This is a genomic window from Desertivibrio insolitus (assembly GCF_017355965.1).
GTDB lineage: Bacteria > Actinomycetota > Actinomycetes > Actinomycetales > Microbacteriaceae > JAFIQW01.
Genome location: NZ_JAFIQW010000001.1, coordinates 794,754 through 811,998, shown reverse-complemented (window position 1 = coordinate 811,998; position 17,245 = coordinate 794,754). Strand labels below are relative to the sequence as shown.

Here is a 17,245-nt window from a genome sequence, read left to right as displayed (position 1 = left end):
ACATTCCGAACCCGGAAGCTAAGACCTGCAGCGCCGATGGTACTGCGAGGGAGACCTCGTGGGAGAGTAGGACACCGCCGGACATCCTTCACGATGCCCACCCCCGTACCCTGACACCACAGACGGTGACCGGGTACGAGGGTGGGCATCACCTGTTTAACCACCCAGCCACGAGGCATGCGGTTCTGACGCCCTACGGCACCCAGGGCTTCTTGACAAGCCCCGCGCCCCCGAATCGGGGCATCTTGCTAGTCCTGAACTAGCGTGTCCGCATGACCGTGGCGCTGACTGGCGACGCAGTGTCGCGGTACACCGCGAGCACGTCGCAGATCGAGGCCGCAGCCGCGTCGATGAGCGTGCTGTACCGCAACGAGATGACGGTCGACGCCGCTCCACCGGCGCGGTTCGAGTACGAGGCGAGCGCCGTCTCCGACGGCGTGCTCGATCTCGCTAGGCTGCGCTTCCTCGGCTCGGTGCGGGCCGGTGCGACCGCGTTCGAGAGCTTCGTGGTCGCGTATCCCGTCGAGGGGCGACACAGCTGGAAGGCCGGGCGCGAATCCGGATCGGGCAGCGTGCCCTTCTTCCTTCCGCCGGGTCGCGATCTCACCGCCGACTTCGACAGGCTGGATCTCCTGACCGTCTCCGTCACGCCGGAGGCCTTCCATCGCGCGATGGACAGCATGGGGCGCTCGTCACGGGAGCTCATGCTCGCGCGGCCGAACTCGATGCGCCGCTCCCCGCGACTGATGGCCGCGACGATGCGCTTCGTCGACGTCGCCCTGCGGCAGGACCCGACGGCGTTCGCCTCCCCGCTGGTGCGAGCGGAGGCGCTGCGGCAGATCGTGGTCGCGATCACCGAGACCTACGGCGTCTCCGCGGAGGAACCCCAGGACCCGACCGTCGTGCATCCTCGCGCGGTGCGCCGGGCGCTCGCGTTCATGGACTCCAGCGCCCACCTCCCTGTGACCGTCGCGGACGTCGCCCTCGAGTCGGGGCTCTCGCTGCGAGGGCTGCAGTCGGCGTTCCGCAAGCAGATGGGGATGTCCCCGTCCGAGTACCTGCGGCACGTGCGCCTGCACGGCGCTCGCGATGAGCTGCTTCAAGCCGGCGACGGCAACGCGCTCACGGTCGAGTCGATCGCGCTGCGCTGGGGCTTCGCCCACGCCGGCCGCTTCGCCGCGCACTACCGCTCGACGTTCGGCGAGAAGCCCAGCGAGACGCTGCGGCGCTGAGCGACCTTAGGCCTGCCAGCGTCAGGACGACGAGAGCACGATCGCGGCCGTGCAGGCTCCCACCCACACGAGGCTCGCGAGCGTGCCGACGATGAAGCGCTCGCGGGTCTGCTCCGTGTTGAGCTCATTGAATCGGCCGAGGCCCTTCACGGCGACGATCACCGCGATCCCACCGGGCTGGCCGAGCAGCACGCAGCCGAGGAAGGCGAGCCGCTCGAGCAGTCCGATCGTGACACCGCCCCGCAGCTCCTCCTGACGCGTGCCTCCGCGGGTCACGAACACGCTGTTCTGCACCTGCAGCGGCACCGTCCGCGGGCTCGCGAGATGCAGCACCAGCGAGACGAGCGGGTTGCCCGCGACGACGGCGAGCAGGCCGATGCCGATCCACAGCGGCACGCCGACCGCGGGGGAGGCGGGCGCCATGGGGCTCGCACCCATCGCGACGGCGGCGACCACCGGCAGCAGCACGGGAGCGGAGTACCAGGTGCGTCCATCGCGCATCGCGACGAACGCCAGCGCGAGGGTGGCGTACGCCACGAGCGCGACGACGAGCCACGAGACATCCGTCGGCGTCACGACACCTCCCGATCGAGCTTGCTCAGCAGGCTAACGAGAGCCTCCGACGCCGGGGCGTCGACGCGCAGGTCCGCGGCCTGAGCGCGCAGACTCACCGCCTGCGGAGTGACGCCGAGCACGGCCGCGGCGTCGGTCTGGGTGCGCCCCTCGCTGAGGAGGTCGTGCACCTCCCAGCCCTCCGGCGTACGTCGCCGGCGCACGACGAGCAGCAGGTCGAGCAGCGCCTCGAAGTGTCTCGCGTCGCGCTCGGCGCTGGCGGCCTCGACGGCCACCCGCGTCGGCTTGCGCTTGGCCCGGTCGACGGCCTCTCGAGCGGAGATGAATGCGCCTCCGGTCGCCTCGCGGATGCTGTCGGGCAACGGGGTCACGACCGGGCCGACCCCGCAACCGATCGTCCAGCCTCCGCGACGGGTGAGGTCGAGGATGATCCGCAGCGCGACCTCGGCGTCGTCGAGCAGCACCTGCGCCTCGTCGCCCGCTGTCCGTTCCGGAGCGAGCACGTGCGGGTACTCTCGCAGCAGCGCGAGCAGGTTGCCCACGTCATCCGGGCGCTCACGACTGCGCACCTGGTCGATGGTCAGCACCAGCATCGGTCACTCTCGCAAGTCTCAGCGCTTGATAGTCAAGGATCAAGGTATCAGGCTTGAGCGGGACTCGAAAGGCGAGGCCGGGAGAAGGCCCGCTGGTACCGTATTAGCCGTGCCGACCGACCTCCCCGACGCGCGTTCCGCGCAGTCGAACGACTCGACGTTCCCGTCCCTCTGGGACGAACTCGTCTGGCGGGGTCTCGTCCACGTCTCCACCGACGAGGCCGAGCTCGCCCGACTGCTCGACGGGGAGCCCATCACCTATTACTGCGGCTTCGACCCGACCGCGCCCAGCCTGCACCTCGGCAACCTCGTGCAGCTGCTGCTCATGCGCCGCCTGCAGCTCGCCGGTCACCGCCCGCTCGCCCTCGTCGGCGGCTCGACGGGCCTCATCGGCGACCCCAAGCCCAGCGCCGAGCGCACCCTCAACACCAAGGAGACCGTCGCCGAGTGGGTGGGCTACCTGCAGGCGCAGGTCTCCCGGTTCCTCAGCGCCGAGGGGAACAACGGCGTGACCCTGGTCAACAACCTCGACTGGACGGCCCCGCTCAGCGCGATCGACTTCCTGCGCGACATCGGCAAGCACTTCCGGGTGGGCGCGATGCTCAAGAAGGACGCCGTCAGCGCCCGCCTGAACTCCGACGCCGGCATCAGCTACACCGAGTTCAGCTACCAGATCCTGCAGGGGATGGACTTCCTGCAGCTCTACCGCGACTACGGCTGCGTCCTGCAGAGCGGTGGCAGCGACCAGTGGGGCAACCTCACGAGCGGCATCGACCTCGTGCGCCGCGTCGAGGGCGTCTCGGTGCACGCGATCGGCACCCCGCTGATCACGAACTCCGACGGCACCAAGTTCGGCAAGAGCGAGGGCAATGCCGTGTGGCTCGACCCCGCGCTCACGAGCCCCTACGCGATGTACCAGTTCTGGCTCAACACCGACGACGCGGACGTCGTCGCGCGGCTCAAGGTCTTCACGTTCCTCTCCCGCGAAGAGATCGAACGCCTCGGCCAGGCCGTCGAGCAGGAGCCGTTCAAGCGCGAGGCGCAGCGCCGGCTCGCGCTCGAGGTGACCACGCTCGTGCACGGTCGCGAGGAGACCGAGGCGGCGATCGCCGCCTCCGCCGCGCTCTTCGGCCAGGGCGAGCTCGCCGACCTCGACGAGCGCACGCTCACCGCTGCGCTCGGCGAGCTGCCCTCCACCACCGCGTCGCCCGACGCGCACGTGACGCAGCTGCTGGTCGAGACCGGGCTCACCTCGAGTCTCGGCGAATCCCGTCGCGCGCTCGCGCAGGGCGGCGTGTACATCAACAACGTCAAGCTGACGGATGACGCGGTGCTCGGCGACCACCTGCTGCACGGCCGGCACGCGGTGCTGCGCCGCGGCAAGCGGACCCTGGCCGGGGTCACGGTCTCGGCGTAGCCCGGGACGCGCAACAATGTGGGGATGACCTCCGCCGACTCCGCGCCCGTGGCATCCGTCGACCGCTCCTTCACGGTGCGTCGCGCGCGCACGGACGACGTCGTCGGCATCCAGCGCCTCATCGAGCCGCTCGTGCAGGAGCGCATCCTGCTCGGCAAGGAACTCGTGGTGCTCTACGGTGCGGTGCAGGAGTTCCGCGTCGCCGAGGGGCCGGACGGCGAGCTCGTCGGCTGCGGGGCGCTGCACGTGATGTGGCAGGACCTCGGCGAGGTGCGCACGCTCGCGGTGTCGTCCGACTGGCGGGGCGCAGGAGTCGGGCACGCCCTGCTCGACGCGCTCGAGAAGGATGCCGCCGAGCTCGGGCTCACGCGGCTGTTCTGCCTGACCTTCGAGACGGAGTTCTTCGGGCGGCACGGCTTCCGGGAGATCAGCGAGTCGGTTGTCGACCAGCAGATCTACGCCGAGCTTGTGCGCTCCCCCGACGAGGGCGTCGCCGAGTTCCTCGACCTCGCGCGGGTAAAGCCCAACACGCTCGGCAACACCCGGATGCTGAAGACCCTCTAGTCCCGGCGCGTGGCGCACGGGAGCAGCCGGACCCCGGTCCTATCCTGTGCCCATGTCGAGCGTGCGTCGTCCTGTCGGGCCGCTGCCGCCCCACGTGTACTGGCGGCGGCGTGCTCTCGTGCTCGCCGTTCTCGCGGCGATCGTCGCCGTGGTCGTGCTGATCGTGGTGCGCCCGGGAGCCGGCAACGCCGAGCCCGCGGCGAGCAGCTCCGAGCAGCCCGCCGCGCCCGCGACGGCCGAGCCCGCGGCGCAGGGCCAGCGGGAGGGCGAGCCCTGCCTGCCGACGTCGGTGAAGATCGAGCCGCTGACGGATGCCACGGAGTACCCCGAGGGCTCGAGCCCGCAGATCTCGATGCGCATCACCAACACCAGCCCCGCGCCGTGCACGATCAACGCCGGCACGACGCAGCAGGTCTTCCAGATCACGAGCGGCTCGGACGTCGTGTGGAAGTCGACCGACTGCCAGGTCGACCCCGTCGACGCGGAGGTCACCCTCCAGCCGAACGCGCCGCAGTCGACCGCCCCCATCACGTGGGACCGCACCCGCTCCGAACCGTCCACGTGCGACGGCGACCGTCAGGCGATGCCGGCCGGCGGGGCGAGCTACCACCTCGAGGTGAGCGTCGGCGACTACGCGGGGTCGGACACGAAGCAGTTCCTGCTCTACTGAGCCCCACCGGTCGCCCTTCAGTGCTCGCTTTGTAGGGTGGAGCCCATGCCCGACATCACGCCGGAATCGAAGCTGCCCGAGGAGCAGCGGCTCGCGGCCGCGCTCGAGCGTCAGGACACCGCGGCCGTCGCGTTCGCGTTGCGGAACGACTACGTCGTGCTGCCCCTGCTGCCGGTCGACGGGCCGCCGCAGATCCGCGTGTTCCGGCAGGGCGACTCCGACCGCTATCTGCTCCTGCTGTTCTCGGCCGCCGAGAACTACGCCAAGATGCTGCCGCAGGAGACCGACCACCGCGTGATCTTCTACGACGGCCCCATGCTCCGCGACTTCCTCGAGCAGAACATCGGCGTGCTCGAGGGCGTGTGGTTCGACGTCGCCGGGCCGCACGCGATGCAGGCTCTGCCGCAGGACGTGCTCGACGCCCTCAAGCTCGAGGCCTGAGCGCCTCACTCGACGTCCTGCTGCCGGTCAGGTGGCGTACAGACGGCGGGAGAAGCATGGCGGCATGGCTGGACTCGATGACTTCCGCAAGCAGGCCGAGCAGGTTCTGAGCAACGACAAGGTGCGCGACGCGCTTCACAGCGACAAGGTGGAGGACGCGAGCGACCGTGTGCTCGACGGCGTCGAGGGCGCCGCGGACCACGCGACCGGCGGTCGGTTCGACGCTCAGAGCGACGACATCCGCGACCGGGCCGACGACCGCATCGGCACGGGCACCGAGGACGAGCGTGGAGTGTCGCACACCGGCATCCGCGACGCCGACATCGACCGCAACGAGGGTCGCGACACCGGCGCCTAGAACTCGGGGATGCCGCGGTCGTCGCTCGCCTTGATGAAGGCGCGGTCGACCGCGGCCCGTACGGTGCCCGTCGAATCGTCGAGCAGGGTGCGGAAGCCCAGGCGGCGCGCCTCGTTCGCGCGTTGCTTCGCCGACGCGACGCCCCGGATCTCGCCCGCAAGGCTCACCTCACCGAACGCGGCGAGGTGCTGCGGCAGCGCCTTGTCACGATAGGCGGATGCCACGGCCAGCGCGATCGCCAGATCGGCACCGGGCTCGGTGAGGCGGATGCCTCCCACCGTCGAGACGTACACGTCGGTGCTGCTGAGGGCGAGACCCGCCCGCCGTTCGAGCACGGCGAGCAGCATCGCGACGCGTGAGGAGTCGACGCCGTTGACGACGCGGCGCGGCTGCGGCGTGGTCGACTTCACGACGAGCGCCTGCACCTCAACCGGAAGGGCGCGCCGGCCCTCGACGCTGACCGTCACGCAGGTGCCGCTGACGGCCTGACGCGTGCGGCTGAGGAAGAGGCGGCTGGGGTCGGCGACCTCGGCGATGCCGTCGCCGGTCATCTCGAAGCAGCCCACCTCGTCGGTCGGGCCGAAGCGGTTCTTGAGCGCGCGCACGAAGCGCAGTGCGGTCTGCCGGTCGCCCTCGAAGTGGCAGACGACGTCGACGAGGTGCTCGAGCAGGCGCGGGCCCGCGATGGAGCCGTCCTTCGTGACGTGCCCGACGAGCACGACGGGCAGGTTGCGGTCCTTCGCGACGCGGATCAGCGTCGAGGCGACCTCGCGCACCTGCGAGGGCCCGCCGGCGAGTCCTTCGGTGAGCGAGCTCGACACCGTCTGCACGGAGTCGACGATCAGCAGCGCCGGCTCGATGTCGTCGATCTGACCCAGGATGACGGCGAGGCCGACCTCCGACGCGATGAACAGCGACTCCTGCAGGGCGCCGGTGCGGCTCGCACGCATGCGCACCTGGTTCACCGACTCCTCCGCGCTCACGTAGAGCACGCGCTGACCCGACTGCGCGGCGCGCGAGGCGACCTCGAGCAGCAGCGTCGACTTGCCCACGCCGGGCTCGCCGCTCAGCAGGATGACGCCGCCGGGCACGATCCCGCCGCCGAGCACGCGGTCGACCTCGCTGATGCCCGTGGGCCAGTGGGAGACGTCGTCGCCGACGAGCTCGGTGACGGGCCGCGCGGCGCGCTCGGCCGGCACGACGGCGGGCCGGAGCCGGACGACCGGCGCTGCGGCATCCGCCTGATCGACGACCGTGCCCCACTGCTGGCATTCGCCGCAGCGCCCGACCCACTTGATGCTCGACCAGCCGCACTCGGTGCAGCGGAAATTTGTGGTGGCGCGGGGCATGGCGCACAGCCTAGGCGGGGCCGCCGACACGGGCGGGAGGCCGTCCACCGTGCTGCGCCGCTGCGCGCGCGGACGGTCAGGTCGGGTCCGCGGATGTATTAGGCTCTTCCCCGGTAGCGTGTCCGAGCGGCCTAAGGAGCATGTCTCGAAAACATGTGTGGGGGCAACTCCACCGTGGGTTCAAATCCCACCGCTACCGCTCCTGAAAGCCCCCGGTTCTGCCGGGGGTTTTCCATTTGCGCCGCGCCGACGTTCGGGCCTAACGGTTGCGGCGCTCTCGGTGAGTCATCCGCCTTGCCATCCCCAGGGTCGGGGGTGCACTGTCGGAGGAAGCCGACACAATCTCTCCCGCGGTGGCCGGACCGCTCCTCAGCAACACCAGGAGCAGCCGATGGGCACGAACAAGCGGTACGCCGACCGCGTCGACCGGCAGATGAACGCGCGCGTGATCGAGATGGCGATGCGCGACCACCATCCCACCTCGCTCACCGACGAGGAGCTCGAGCTCGACGTCGAGCCGCTCACCCGCACCCCCAAGCCTCGGCGGGCGCGGGCGTGGGTGCGCTACAACACCACTCCGGTGCTTCTGGACGTCGAGGTCGTCGCCTGGACGGAGCACGCGGTCGCCGTCCGGTGGCGCACTCCCGCCGGCCGTGAGGACAAAGCGTGGGTCTGGTCCTCCGCCGTGAGGCCGCCCGTGCGGCTGTGACCGGCGCGCTCGGCACGGCGAGGTGTCGCAGGTGACGGCCGCGCCTCAACGCCGTTCGAGCGTGAGCCGCCAGCCGAACAGTCGGGGTGCGGCGCACACCACGACGAGTCCGAGGGCGACGAGCAGTGCGTAGGACGCCGCCTGAGAGATTCCGCCGTTGACGACCGCAGCTGCCGTGAACGGGAGAGTCACCACGAGCGCAGCAGTTGCGAGCGCCCGCTGCCTCCTCGCGAAGACCCCGGCTGCCGCCGCGAGCGTGAGCGCCGGGAACCAGCCTAAGAACCCAGGGGCGTCCATCCAGAAGGGATTCTGGAAGGCGGAAGCAGTTTGAGCGTTCACGCTCAGCAATACAGCGGTCGCGGCGAGGAACGTCGACACGAATGCAGGCCAGCGGCGCCCTGGCGAGCCGGACACGACGAGGAGTGCCAGCGCGATCAGCAGTGCCAAGAACGTCCAGGTCGGCCTGCCGAACATGCCCTCGGCGTCGGCGATGAGGCGCGACGCGACGGCAGCAGGGATCGTGGCGGCGACTGAAGCCCTGGCGGTTCCCCTGAAACCAGCGATCGCGGCGAAAAACGCTCCGAGCCATAGCCCGTAGACGACGACCGTCGGTGAGGTGAAGGGTCCGAGCGTCGCGATGTCCGGGTCGAACGCCCTGACCGCGCCGGTGCCCGCCTCCAGCTGCATCGCCGAGGTCAGTGCTACCGCTGCCCCGACCGCCAATGCGGTCGTAGCAGCCGTGTCGCGCGCGGCTCGGCTGAGCGAAGGTACCCGCGTGAGCCGGCTGTTGACGGCGTTGAGAACGAGGTTCGCGATTTCTCCGCGCCGCGGAATCGAGCGGTCCTCGTGCTCGGCGGCGTCGAGCAGAGTGCCGACGACGACGTCCTCATTCGATCGGCGCCACTCCGCGGGATAGAGGCGCAGAGCACGACGGTACTGCTGCTCGAGTGCGTTCACAGTGCGAATCCCTTCCGGTGTTGCGCGAGCAATGCGGCCGCCTTGTTGGCGCGGGCGGTGACTCTCGCCGTTTCCTCAGCGAGAGCGCGCGCTCCGGTATCGGTCAAGGTGAAGTAACGGCGGTGGCGGCCGTCGACGATCTCCGTGCCCGACTCCATGACCCAACCGCTCCGAGACAACCTGTCGAGCGCGCCGTAGAGGGTGCCGACCTGCAGGTTGACCCGTCCGTCGGAGAGATCGTTCACTGCGGAGAGGAGCGCGTATCCGTGTTTCGGCCCCTCGAGAAGAGCCGCGAGGACCAGGAAGGTCGGCTCCCTCATCTCGTTACTCATGCGGCGACGATATTCAGAACACCGATATATAGCAAGAGGATCCCCTGGGGTGCGGGCGACTGCTTCCGCCGGGGGTGACCTCGCCTGTTGACGCTGCGTCTTTCGTCTGCGACCGTGCACAACGCACATCCGCTGCAGCAGAAAGGGAACCATGGCCGTTCGCCTCGACCTCAACATCTCGCTCGACGGAGTGGTCATGCCGTCCGGTCAGACCGCCGAGAACCCGATGGGCGAGGACTGGGACAAGCTCGTCTCTGCCTACGCGGCGACGCGGACCTTCCGCGAACGCGTGCTGCACGACACCTCGGGCGAGGGCACCACGGGCGTCGACGACCGCTACGCATCCGCGTACTTCGACGGGGTCGGCGCGGAGATCATGGGCGCCGGGATGTTCGGGTTCCACGCCTTCCCGGATGACGAGGACTGGCGCGGCTGGTGGGGCGACGAGCCTCCGTTCCGCGCCCCGGTGCTCGTGCTGACCCACCGGCAGCGCCCGCCGATCGAGTTCGCCAACGGCACGCGGTTCGAGTTCCTCGCCACGGGCCCGCAGGAAGCCCTCGCGCGCGCTCGGCAACTGGCCGGCGGCGCCGACGTGCGGATCGGTGGGGGAGCGGGCGTCGCCCGCGACTTCCTCGCGGCCGGGCTCGTCGACCGGTTGCACGTCGGCATCGCGCCCGTCGTGCTCGGCCGCGGCCTGCGGCTGTGGGACGACCTGCGCGAGCTCGAGCGCGGGTACTCGGTCACATCGGAGGTCGCCGAGAGCGGAGTCGTGCACGTCACCTTCGCCCGCTGATCCCGGCGTCGCGGCCTAGGCTGCGACCATGACCTCGGCCGACCTCCTCGCGCTCGCCTCGGAGCGCTTCGTCTCGCTCACCACGTTCCGGAAGAGCGGCGATGGGGTGGCGACGCCCGTCTGGATCGCCCGGGACGGCGACGCGCTGATCGTCACGACGCCGGCGGAGAGCGGCAAGGTCAAGCGCCTGCGCAACAACCCGTCCGTCACACTCCGGCCGAGCGGGCGCATGGGTGGAGTCGACGCCGACGCTCCCCTGGTCTCCGGCACCGCGACGATCGAGACGGATGCCTCGGAGATCGGGCGCTGCACCGAGATCTTCCGCGAGAAGTACGGCTTCGAGTACAAGACGTTCATGCTCATCGAGAGCCGCGGCATGGGCGGCCGCAAGGAGCGCGTCATCCTGCGGGTCACCGGCTGAGCCGACCGGGCATGCAGGAAGGCCATCGCCGCAGCGACGGCCTTCCTGGTGCAGGTGGGGCTCACGCCGCCTCCGGCACTGCGATCACCTTGCCGCGCAGCACGCCCGACGCCGCCTGCTCGTGCACCGACGGCAACTCGCTCAGCGGGATCCGGCGCGCCACCTCGACACGCAGCTCACCGCGATCGACGAGCGACACGAGCTGCGCGAGCTCGTCGAGATCGCTCCTCACGTAGATCACGACGCCGCGCACGCCGCGCTCCTCGTCGCCCGGAGCCGGCATCCACGCCGTGGTACTCACGACCACACCGCCCGAGTGCACGAGCCCGACGAGGGCGCGGAACTCCTCGGGCTCGAGCGGTGCCAGGTTGAGCAGCACGTCGACCTGCTCCTCGACGACGTCGAGCAGTCGAGCGCTCGTGTGGTCGAACACCTCGTCCGCGCCCGCCGCCGTCACGCTCTGCCGGCTGCGGGGGCTCGCGGTCGCGATCACGTGAGCACCGGCGCGCTTCGCCAGCTGGACGGCGTACCCGCCGACGGTGCCGCCGGCGCCGACGATGAGGATGCGCTGTCCCTCCCGCAGACCGGCCTCGTCGAAGAGCGCCTGCCAGGCGGTCAGCCCGACCGACGGCAGGGCCGCCGCATCGGCGAGCGGCACGGCGGTGGGAGCCGGAACGAGAACCGAGGCCGGCGCGATCACGTACTCCGCCGCGGAGCCGACGCCCGTCATCGGCAGGAAGCCGATCACGGCGTCGCCCGCCACGAAGCCGGTGACGCCGTCGCCGATCGCGTCGACCGTTCCGGCGACGTCGTAGCCGGGAGTGTGGGGAAGGGACACCGGGATCGGCAGGATGCCGGCCCGGATCCCGTTGTCGGCGGGATTGAACGCCGACCCCGCCACCTTCACGCGTACCTCGCCGGCTGCGGGGGCGGGGCGATCGACCTCCTCGTAACGGAGGACGTCGTCGCCGCCGAATTCGTGGAAACGCACTGCCTTCATCTCGAATCTCCTTCTACTTTCGGTTACTGCTTCGAATCTGAAGCACATAGCGACAGTAGCAGTGCTTCGAGTTCGTAGCAATAGGATGTGTTCATGACGGATCCCCAGCCGCACCTCGACGCAGTCGAGCTCGACGCCTACTTCGCCCTGATCGAAGTGAGCAGCCTTCTGCGCCACACGGTCGAGCAGCAGCTCAAGGAGGCGGGCGGCCTGAGCTACGTGCAGTTCCAACTCCTGGCCACGCTCGGCGACTCGCCGACCGGAAGTCATCGCATGACGGATCTCGCCGACGGCGTCGTCTACAGCCGCAGCGGGCTCACCTATCAGGCAGGTCTTCTGGAGCAGGCCGGCCTCGTGACCCGGGCACCATCCGAGGAGGATGAGCGCGGCATCACCGTCACGATCACGGACGCCGGACGCGAGGTGCTCTCACGGGTCTTCCCGGGACACATCGACGTGATCCGTCAACTGCTCTTCGCGCCGCTGAAGCGCGATGACGTCACCGCGCTCGGCGGATTGCTCTCCACGGTGCGAGCACACATGCGGGCGACACCGCCGCGGTCGGCCGCACGGCGCCGGCGCTCCGCGTCGTCCTAGCCCCCCGGCCCCCGTGACGGCGCCGCTTCGGTGTGTGCGCGGGCGACGGGGAACGGGGCAGCGGGATGTCCGAAGAGGAGCCAGACCAGAACACCCAGCGGCGGCGCGAGCACGACCGCCGCGAACCATCCGAACCGAAGGGCGTGCGGAATCGGCGCGCGGAAGATCTGCAGCAGTGCGGCGCCCACGAGGGCGACGTAGCCGACGAGCAGCGCGGCGGCCGTGCCGATCGCGAGTTGCTCCATGTGCACCCTTTCGTTGCACGCACAGTAGAGCGAATAATGCCCACGGGCAAGGGGACGCGGTTCCCGGCGACCGGAACGAACTCGAATAGAGGCTGGACAAGACGAACCCTGCGGTGCTTCCATGAGCCATGGTCGACGTCGCCCCTCATCAGCACCGCGCGTCCATGCCGTTCTACCGGCTGCGCGACGCGCAGATCGCCCGCACCGGGTACGTCGTGTTCCGTGGCGACGGCGGCTCCGTCGTCTACGCCGTGTTCCCGGCACGCGACGTCCACTGCGACGAGAGCGCCCTGCTCGCTCTCCTCGCCGAGGTGGATGCCGCGTACGTCGACTACCCGGACGGCACCGAGCTGCGCATCGAGGCCCGCTGCGAGGGGGAGCTGCTGCCGGGCAGCGCCGACGGGGCCGTGGCGAGATCCGAAGGCTGGGTGCATCCGCAGCTCGTCCGCGACGGCTGGCACGAACGCATCCGCCAGCGGATCGGGCTCGTCACGCTCGACGCGACCACCCGGTGAGCGGGCAGCGCCCACCGCGCACCCGCTGGTTCGTCGCCCTGCTCGTCGCCCTCGCCCTGTTGCTCACCGGCCCGACGGCGGGCTGGCTGCTGCCGCCGTGGGTGCTGGCGATCGCGGTCGTCGTCGCCCTGCTCGGATGGCTCGGGCTGCTCGGTCGACCGGCACGGTGACCGCCCGGCCGAGCCCTATCCTTCTTCTGGCACGTCCCGTGCCGACGGACAGGCGAGGAAGGCTTCAGTGGCGCTCTTTTCCCTCGAGACGATCGACAGCTGGCTGGCCGACTTCCGTGCCCTCGGGCACCGCGTTCCCGGCGTCATCCGCACGCTCGAGCGCGACCTCGACGCCGAGGGGGAGCAGGACGCCGGCCTCGTGCTCATCAAGTTCGAGCTCGCGACGACGGACACGTTCCTCGAGCGGCCGGCGCACGACCAGCCTGGCTGGCGCGTGCACTTCGCTCCGCGCGACGAGGAGCTCGTGATGTCGTCGGTCGAGGTGCAGAACCTCGCCGAGGAGTTCCACATGGTCTCCCGGGTCGCGTCGTACCTCGAGGCGCGCACGGCCGAGGCGCTCGCGCGGCTGGCGTAGGCCGCGAGCCCGAGGCATCCGTGTCGCCCGACGCCGCGCCGCTGCCTCCGGCACCCGGCCGCGCCCCGGACTTCGCCGACGACTTCGCCGGCTCCGAGCTCAGACGCGACCTCTGGGTCGACCACTACCTGCCGCACTGGACGACGCCCGAGCGGTCGGCTGCGCGCTACGACCTGAGCGCCGCGGGTCTGCGGCTTCGGATCGACCGCGACCAGCCGGACTGGCGCGAGGAGGACGGCCCGCTGCGGGTCTCCAACCTGCAGACCGGCACCTTCTCCGGCACCCTCGGGTCTGCGCATGGCACGCACCGGCACCGGCCGGACGGGCTCACGGTGCGGACGGCCACGCCGACGCGGCTGCTGTGGGCGCCGTCCTCCGGTCGGCTCGAGGTCACGGTGAGCGCGAGCCGCGACGAGGGCTGCATGCTCGCCGCCTGGCTCGTCGGCACCGAGCACCTCTCGTGGGCGCACGCGGGCGAGGTCTGCCTCTTCGAGATCGACGCATCCGCCATCGGACCTGAGAGCACGACCGCGCGCTGCGGAGTCAAGGCGCACGGCGACACGACGCTCGCGACCGACATGGCCGAGGTGATGCTGCCGTTCGACGCGACCCGTCGGCACACCTGGACCGCGATGTGGGGCGACGGCGAGACGGTGATCGGATGCGAGGGGCGCGTGCTCCGCCGCATCCCGCAGGCTCCCGACTATCCGCTGTTCCTGATGATCGATCTCTTCGAGCTCGGCGGGCGCAGCGGCGCCGGCGCGTATCCGAAGACCGCCCTCGTGCACGCCGTGCGTGGCTGGAACGGGCGCTAGGCGCCGGGGCGCCGGCGCCGCGCCGTCGCACCCGCGAGGAACAGCCACCACGCGAGCGCCCCGAGGACGGGGACGAACACGGCGAGCGCCGCCCAGAGCAGCTTCTCCTGCGTCGTCAGCCAGTGCGTGTACGCGATGTTGATCACGGTGACCGCGACGAGGAAGAGCAGGAGCAGCGGCGCGAACGACCAGACGATGTCGTAGGCCGCGGGCAAGACGATGCTGATGCCGTCGGGGGTCTCGCCGCTCACGCCCGGAGTCTGGCGCAACCGGTGCGCCTTGTCACGCGTCGCGGCGACCGAGCGCCGCGATGACCCGCGCGACGGAGCCGCCGAGGCCCCATCGGGTGCCCAGCTCCGTGATCCGTTCTACGCCGCCCGCGGGGATGCCGACGCGGGCGGCGACGCGAGGCAGTTCGAGATCCCGGGCCACCGCGACGACCGCAGGGGCGCGGTCGAGGTACTCGGCGCCGGCTCGGATCTTCGCCTTGATCGAGGGTGAGAGCTTGACTGTGGGGCCCGCCTCCGCAGCGGCACGGATGCCGGCGAGGTCGCCGAACTGGGTCAGCAGGGTGGCGGCGGTCTTCTCGCCGATGCCGGCGACACCGGGCAGGCCGTCGGACGTGTCGCCGCGCAGCGTCGCGTAGTCGGCGTACTGGGCGGCGCTGATGCCGTACTTCGCGCGGATCACCTCGTCGGTCACGATCTCGAGGTTGCTCATGCCCCGCGCCGTGTAGATCACCCGCACGTCGCGGGCGTCGTCGACCACCTGGAACAGGTCGCGGTCGCCGGTCACGACGTCGACGGGCTGCGTGGCCCGGGCGGCGAGCGTGCCGATGACGTCGTCCGCCTCGTATCCGGGCCTGCCGACGATCGGGATGCCGAGCGCCGTGAGGGTCGCGACGATCACGGGCACCTGCGCGGTCAGCGGATCGGGCACGACCTCGACGTCGGGGCCCGTCTCGACGACCTCGGCGAGGCGGTGCGTCTTGTAGCTCGGCACGAGATCGACGCGCCACTGCGGGCGCCAGTCGTCGTCCCAGCACGCGATGAGTTCGACGGGACGGTAGTCGACGACGAGCCGGGTGATCATCTCGAGCAGACCGCGCACCGCGTTGACGGGTGTGCCGTCGGGCGCCTTCAGCGTGTCCGGCATGCCGTAGAAGGCGCGGAAGTAGAGCGCCGCGGTGTCCAGCAGCATCAGTCGGCCCTCGGTCACGCGCCCAGTCTGGCGGATGGCTGCCGGGTGGCACATCTGCGGAGTATCCGTCGGCACGACGATGCATCACGACGACGAGATGGCGCCGGGTGGCGACCCGCGCTAACCCTCCGCGGCGTCCGGCACCCAGCGCAGCACGTCGCCCGGCTGGCACTCCAGCACCCGGCACACCGCATCGAGCGTCGTGAACCGCACCGCCTTGGCTCGACCGTTCTTCAGCACCGCCACGTTCGCCGGGGTGATGCCGACCGCCTCGGCGAAGTCGGCGACCGACATCTTGCGGCGGGCGAGCATCACGTCGATGTCGACGACGATGGCCATCACACCACCTCGGCGAGCTCGCCCCGCATGGTCGTCGCCGCCCGGAGGAGCCCGCGCATGACGGCCATGAAGAGCACGAACGTGACGCCGAGGGCGACGCCGGCGCTCAGCACGAGGATGATGCCCGGCGCATCGAGCCTCGGCTCCAGCACGAGGTACCAGTACACGTCGAGGGCAAGGAGCACGAGGGTCGCGGCGGCGCCCGCGCCGATGATGACGTCGACCCAGCGGAACGCCCGCTCGCTGAAGATCGCGTCGCGGCTGACCATCCCGAGCAGAACCCAGGCGGCGACGAGCGCGACCTCGATGCACAGCCCGAGCGCGATGCCCACCAGGGCGAGCGGAAGCGGCGGGGCGCTGGTGCGCTGTTCGGCGAAGACGCCCTCGGCCAGCGCGGTGCCGAGCGCCGGCACGAGAAGCGCCTGCCCGACGAGCACGCCGAGCCCGAGGAGGATGATCACAGCGCGGAGCGCGACGACAGCGGGACGGGTCATGCATCGATAATCGATGGCCAGGTGTCGAAAGTCAATAGCTACTATCCTCGGTGGAGGGCGCGCAGTCCTGGCGCGCGGAACGGAGCACGCCGTGACCGACGAGTACACGACCCGGCTCGGTCTCGGTCTCGCGGCGGTCGGGCGCCCGGCCTACATCACGCCCGGTCGCGACCGGGACCTCGGCTCGGGGGCCCACCGGTCGGTCGATGCGATGCGTCGGCACGTGCACGAGCTGCTCGATGCCGCATGGGCCGGCGGCATCCGCTACCTCGATGCCGCGCGCTCCTACGGCCGGGCGGAGGAGTTCCTCGGGGAATGGTTGCGTGAGCGGCCCGGGCGACGCGACGAGCTGACCCTCGGCTCGAAGTGGGGCTACGAGTACGTCGGCGAGTGGCGGCTGGATGCCCCGGTGCACGAGCGCAAGGAGCACTCGCTCGCCATGATCGACCGGCAGTGGCCCCAGACGCTCGACGCGCTCGGCACCGAGCCGGACTTCTACCTCGTGCACTCCGTCACCCCCGACAGCCCGGCGCTCGGCGACCCCGCCCTGCTCGCACGACTGCGGGAACTCGGAGCCCGGGGCATCCGCGTCGGCCTCTCGACGAGCGGCCCCGACCAGGGCGCCGTGATCGAGCGAGCGCTCGGCCTCGCCGACACCCCGTTCTCGGTCGTGCAGAGCACCTGGAACCTCCTTGAGCAGTCCGCGGCCCCCGCGCTCGCCGCGGCGTCCGCCGCCGGCTGGGTCGTCGTCGTCAAGGAAGCGCTCGCGAACGGGCGCCTGGTCGCAGCCGACTCGCCGATCGCCTCGCTCGCGGCCGACGACGGGCAGTCGCCCGACGCGTTCGCCATGGGGGCGGTGCTCGCGCAGCCGTGGGCCGACCTCGTGCTGAGCGGCGCCGCCACCGTGCAGCAGCTCGCCCAGAACCTCGCCGCGCGCCCGCCCCGGCTCGCAGCCGACGCGCTCGCGCTGCTCGCCGAGGAGCCGCGGGACTACTGGCGTCGGCGCAGCGACCTCGGCTGGAGCTGACGCCCGCGGGCGGTCACTA

General features: G+C 70.7%; 26 protein-coding genes, 1 tRNA gene and 1 rRNA gene. 17 read left to right on the top strand and 11 right to left on the bottom strand.

The window, feature by feature from the left end:
- Together rrf and JUB10_RS03990 are read left to right on the top strand one after the other, a co-directional pair.
- Window positions 1-83: ribosomal RNA gene (gene rrf, locus JUB10_RS03995) — 5S ribosomal RNA — on the top strand; the annotation flags it as partial.
- A gap of 189 nt (window positions 84-272) precedes the next feature.
- Window positions 273-1,232, top strand: a complete 960-nt coding sequence (locus tag JUB10_RS03990; RefSeq protein WP_207454339.1) for a helix-turn-helix domain-containing protein — start codon at window positions 273-275, stop codon at window positions 1,230-1,232.
- A 21-nt stretch (window positions 1,233-1,253) separates the two neighbouring features.
- Here JUB10_RS03990 and JUB10_RS03985 read toward each other — a convergent pair whose 3' ends face one another.
- Together JUB10_RS03985 and JUB10_RS03980 are read right to left on the bottom strand one after the other, a co-directional pair.
- The gene (locus JUB10_RS03985) at window positions 1,254-1,808 is read right to left on the bottom strand and encodes a hypothetical protein (protein ID WP_307859077.1); all 555 of its coding nucleotides are present in this window, start codon (window positions 1,806-1,808) and stop codon (window positions 1,254-1,256) included.
- A complete protein-coding gene (locus tag JUB10_RS03980; protein WP_207454338.1) occupies window positions 1,805-2,398 on the bottom strand; it encodes a DNA-binding protein in 594 nt (197 codons plus the stop codon). Before JUB10_RS03980 ends, JUB10_RS03985 begins: the two co-directional genes overlap by 4 nt.
- A gap of 109 nt (window positions 2,399-2,507) precedes the next feature.
- Here JUB10_RS03980 and tyrS point away from each other — a divergent pair, with 109 nt between their 5' ends.
- From tyrS to JUB10_RS03955, 5 genes are all read left to right on the top strand, one after another.
- Window positions 2,508-3,815 carry a tyrosine--tRNA ligase gene (gene tyrS, locus JUB10_RS03975; RefSeq protein ID WP_307859076.1) on the top strand — a complete coding sequence of 436 codons (1,308 nt, stop codon included), beginning with the start codon at window positions 2,508-2,510 and terminating at the stop codon, window positions 3,813-3,815.
- 24 nt (window positions 3,816-3,839) lie between these two features.
- Window positions 3,840-4,379, top strand: a complete 540-nt coding sequence (locus JUB10_RS03970) for an amino-acid N-acetyltransferase (protein WP_207454336.1) — start codon at window positions 3,840-3,842, stop codon at window positions 4,377-4,379.
- A 52-nt stretch (window positions 4,380-4,431) separates the two neighbouring features.
- Window positions 4,432-5,049: a hypothetical protein gene (locus JUB10_RS03965; RefSeq protein ID WP_207454335.1), complete on the top strand. Its 618-nt coding sequence runs from the start codon at window positions 4,432-4,434 to the stop codon at window positions 5,047-5,049.
- Between the two features lie 45 nt (window positions 5,050-5,094).
- Entirely contained in the window at window positions 5,095-5,490 is a 396-nt protein-coding gene (locus tag JUB10_RS03960) for a dehydrogenase (protein WP_207454334.1), read from the top strand.
- 64 nt (window positions 5,491-5,554) lie between these two features.
- A complete protein-coding gene (locus tag JUB10_RS03955; protein WP_207454333.1) occupies window positions 5,555-5,848 on the top strand; it encodes an antitoxin in 294 nt (97 codons plus the stop codon).
- Here JUB10_RS03955 and radA read toward each other — a convergent pair.
- The gene (gene radA / locus JUB10_RS03950) at window positions 5,845-7,197 is read right to left on the bottom strand and encodes a DNA repair protein RadA (RefSeq protein WP_207454332.1); all 1,353 of its coding nucleotides are present in this window, start codon (window positions 7,195-7,197) and stop codon (window positions 5,845-5,847) included. The genes JUB10_RS03955 and radA overlap by 4 nt on opposite strands.
- A 112-nt stretch (window positions 7,198-7,309) precedes the next feature.
- On the opposite strand from radA, the gene JUB10_RS03945 reads away from it, so the two are divergent.
- Window positions 7,310-7,396, top strand: a tRNA-Ser gene (locus JUB10_RS03945).
- A 192-nt stretch (window positions 7,397-7,588) separates the two neighbouring features.
- Window positions 7,589-7,906, top strand: coding sequence for a hypothetical protein (locus JUB10_RS03940; RefSeq protein WP_207454331.1), 318 nt, complete (start codon window positions 7,589-7,591; stop codon window positions 7,904-7,906).
- A gap of 45 nt (window positions 7,907-7,951) precedes the next feature.
- On the opposite strand, the gene JUB10_RS03935 is transcribed toward JUB10_RS03940, so the two are convergent.
- A complete protein-coding gene (locus JUB10_RS03935) occupies window positions 7,952-8,863 on the bottom strand; it encodes a hypothetical protein (RefSeq protein ID WP_207454330.1) in 912 nt (303 codons plus the stop codon).
- Window positions 8,860-9,195, bottom strand: coding sequence for a PadR family transcriptional regulator (locus JUB10_RS03930; protein ID WP_242682025.1), 336 nt, complete (start codon window positions 9,193-9,195; stop codon window positions 8,860-8,862). Before JUB10_RS03930 ends, JUB10_RS03935 begins: the two co-directional genes overlap by 4 nt.
- A 151-nt stretch (window positions 9,196-9,346) precedes the next feature.
- Here JUB10_RS03930 and JUB10_RS03925 point away from each other — a divergent pair, with 151 nt between their 5' ends.
- Window positions 9,347-9,988, top strand: coding sequence for a dihydrofolate reductase family protein (locus tag JUB10_RS03925; protein WP_207454329.1), 642 nt, complete (start codon window positions 9,347-9,349; stop codon window positions 9,986-9,988).
- Window positions 9,989-10,016: 28 nt separating this feature from the next.
- Complete coding sequence (locus JUB10_RS03920; protein WP_207454328.1) at window positions 10,017-10,409, top strand: PPOX class F420-dependent oxidoreductase; 393 nt, start codon at window positions 10,017-10,019, stop codon at window positions 10,407-10,409.
- Between the two features lie 61 nt (window positions 10,410-10,470).
- Here JUB10_RS03920 and JUB10_RS03915 read toward each other — a convergent pair whose 3' ends face one another.
- Window positions 10,471-11,409 (bottom strand): NADP-dependent oxidoreductase, encoded by a 939-nt coding sequence (locus tag JUB10_RS03915; protein ID WP_207454327.1) that lies wholly within the window; start codon window positions 11,407-11,409, stop codon window positions 10,471-10,473.
- Between the two features lie 93 nt (window positions 11,410-11,502).
- On the opposite strand from JUB10_RS03915, the gene JUB10_RS03910 reads away from it, so the two are divergent.
- The gene (locus tag JUB10_RS03910; protein WP_207454326.1) at window positions 11,503-12,006 is read left to right on the top strand and encodes a MarR family winged helix-turn-helix transcriptional regulator; all 504 of its coding nucleotides are present in this window, start codon (window positions 11,503-11,505) and stop codon (window positions 12,004-12,006) included.
- On the opposite strand, the gene JUB10_RS03905 is transcribed toward JUB10_RS03910, so the two are convergent.
- The gene (locus JUB10_RS03905) at window positions 12,003-12,251 is read right to left on the bottom strand and encodes a hypothetical protein (RefSeq protein ID WP_207454325.1); all 249 of its coding nucleotides are present in this window, start codon (window positions 12,249-12,251) and stop codon (window positions 12,003-12,005) included. The two genes, JUB10_RS03910 and JUB10_RS03905, sit on opposite strands and share 4 nt — an antisense overlap.
- Before the next feature lie 128 nt (window positions 12,252-12,379).
- Between JUB10_RS03905 and JUB10_RS03900 the strand changes: the two genes are divergently transcribed.
- The 4 genes from JUB10_RS03900 to JUB10_RS03885 all read left to right on the top strand — a co-directional run bounded on the left by JUB10_RS03900 (window position 12,380) and on the right by JUB10_RS03885 (window position 14,166).
- Window positions 12,380-12,766, top strand: coding sequence for a hypothetical protein (locus JUB10_RS03900; RefSeq protein ID WP_207454324.1), 387 nt, complete (start codon window positions 12,380-12,382; stop codon window positions 12,764-12,766).
- Window positions 12,763-12,936: a hypothetical protein gene (locus JUB10_RS03895; RefSeq protein ID WP_207454323.1), complete on the top strand. Its 174-nt coding sequence runs from the start codon at window positions 12,763-12,765 to the stop codon at window positions 12,934-12,936. The genes JUB10_RS03900 and JUB10_RS03895 overlap by 4 nt, the downstream gene beginning before the upstream one ends.
- A gap of 67 nt (window positions 12,937-13,003) precedes the next feature.
- A complete protein-coding gene (locus tag JUB10_RS03890; RefSeq protein ID WP_207454322.1) occupies window positions 13,004-13,351 on the top strand; it encodes a hypothetical protein in 348 nt (115 codons plus the stop codon).
- Window positions 13,352-13,371: 20 nt separating this feature from the next.
- Window positions 13,372-14,166 carry a LamG domain-containing protein gene (locus JUB10_RS03885; protein ID WP_307859075.1) on the top strand — a complete coding sequence of 265 codons (795 nt, stop codon included), beginning with the start codon at window positions 13,372-13,374 and terminating at the stop codon, window positions 14,164-14,166.
- On the opposite strand, the gene JUB10_RS03880 is transcribed toward JUB10_RS03885, so the two are convergent.
- The 4 genes from JUB10_RS03880 to JUB10_RS03865 form a co-directional block, all read right to left on the bottom strand.
- Window positions 14,163-14,417, bottom strand: coding sequence for a PLDc N-terminal domain-containing protein (locus JUB10_RS03880; protein ID WP_207454321.1), 255 nt, complete (start codon window positions 14,415-14,417; stop codon window positions 14,163-14,165). The two genes, JUB10_RS03885 and JUB10_RS03880, sit on opposite strands and share 4 nt — an antisense overlap.
- Window positions 14,418-14,448: 31 nt before the next feature.
- The gene (locus JUB10_RS03875) at window positions 14,449-15,366 is read right to left on the bottom strand and encodes a 5'-3' exonuclease (protein WP_207454411.1); all 918 of its coding nucleotides are present in this window, start codon (window positions 15,364-15,366) and stop codon (window positions 14,449-14,451) included.
- A gap of 120 nt (window positions 15,367-15,486) precedes the next feature.
- Window positions 15,487-15,705 (bottom strand): helix-turn-helix domain-containing protein, encoded by a 219-nt coding sequence (locus JUB10_RS03870; protein WP_207454320.1) that lies wholly within the window; start codon window positions 15,703-15,705, stop codon window positions 15,487-15,489.
- Window positions 15,705-16,199 carry a DUF2975 domain-containing protein gene (locus tag JUB10_RS03865; RefSeq protein WP_207454319.1) on the bottom strand — a complete coding sequence of 165 codons (495 nt, stop codon included), beginning with the start codon at window positions 16,197-16,199 and terminating at the stop codon, window positions 15,705-15,707. Before JUB10_RS03865 ends, JUB10_RS03870 begins: the two co-directional genes overlap by 1 nt.
- Before the next feature lie 91 nt (window positions 16,200-16,290).
- Between JUB10_RS03865 and JUB10_RS03860 the strand changes: the two genes are divergently transcribed.
- Window positions 16,291-17,226, top strand: a complete 936-nt coding sequence (locus tag JUB10_RS03860) for an aldo/keto reductase (protein WP_307859074.1) — start codon at window positions 16,291-16,293, stop codon at window positions 17,224-17,226.
- Window positions 17,227-17,245: the final 19 nt, after the last annotated feature.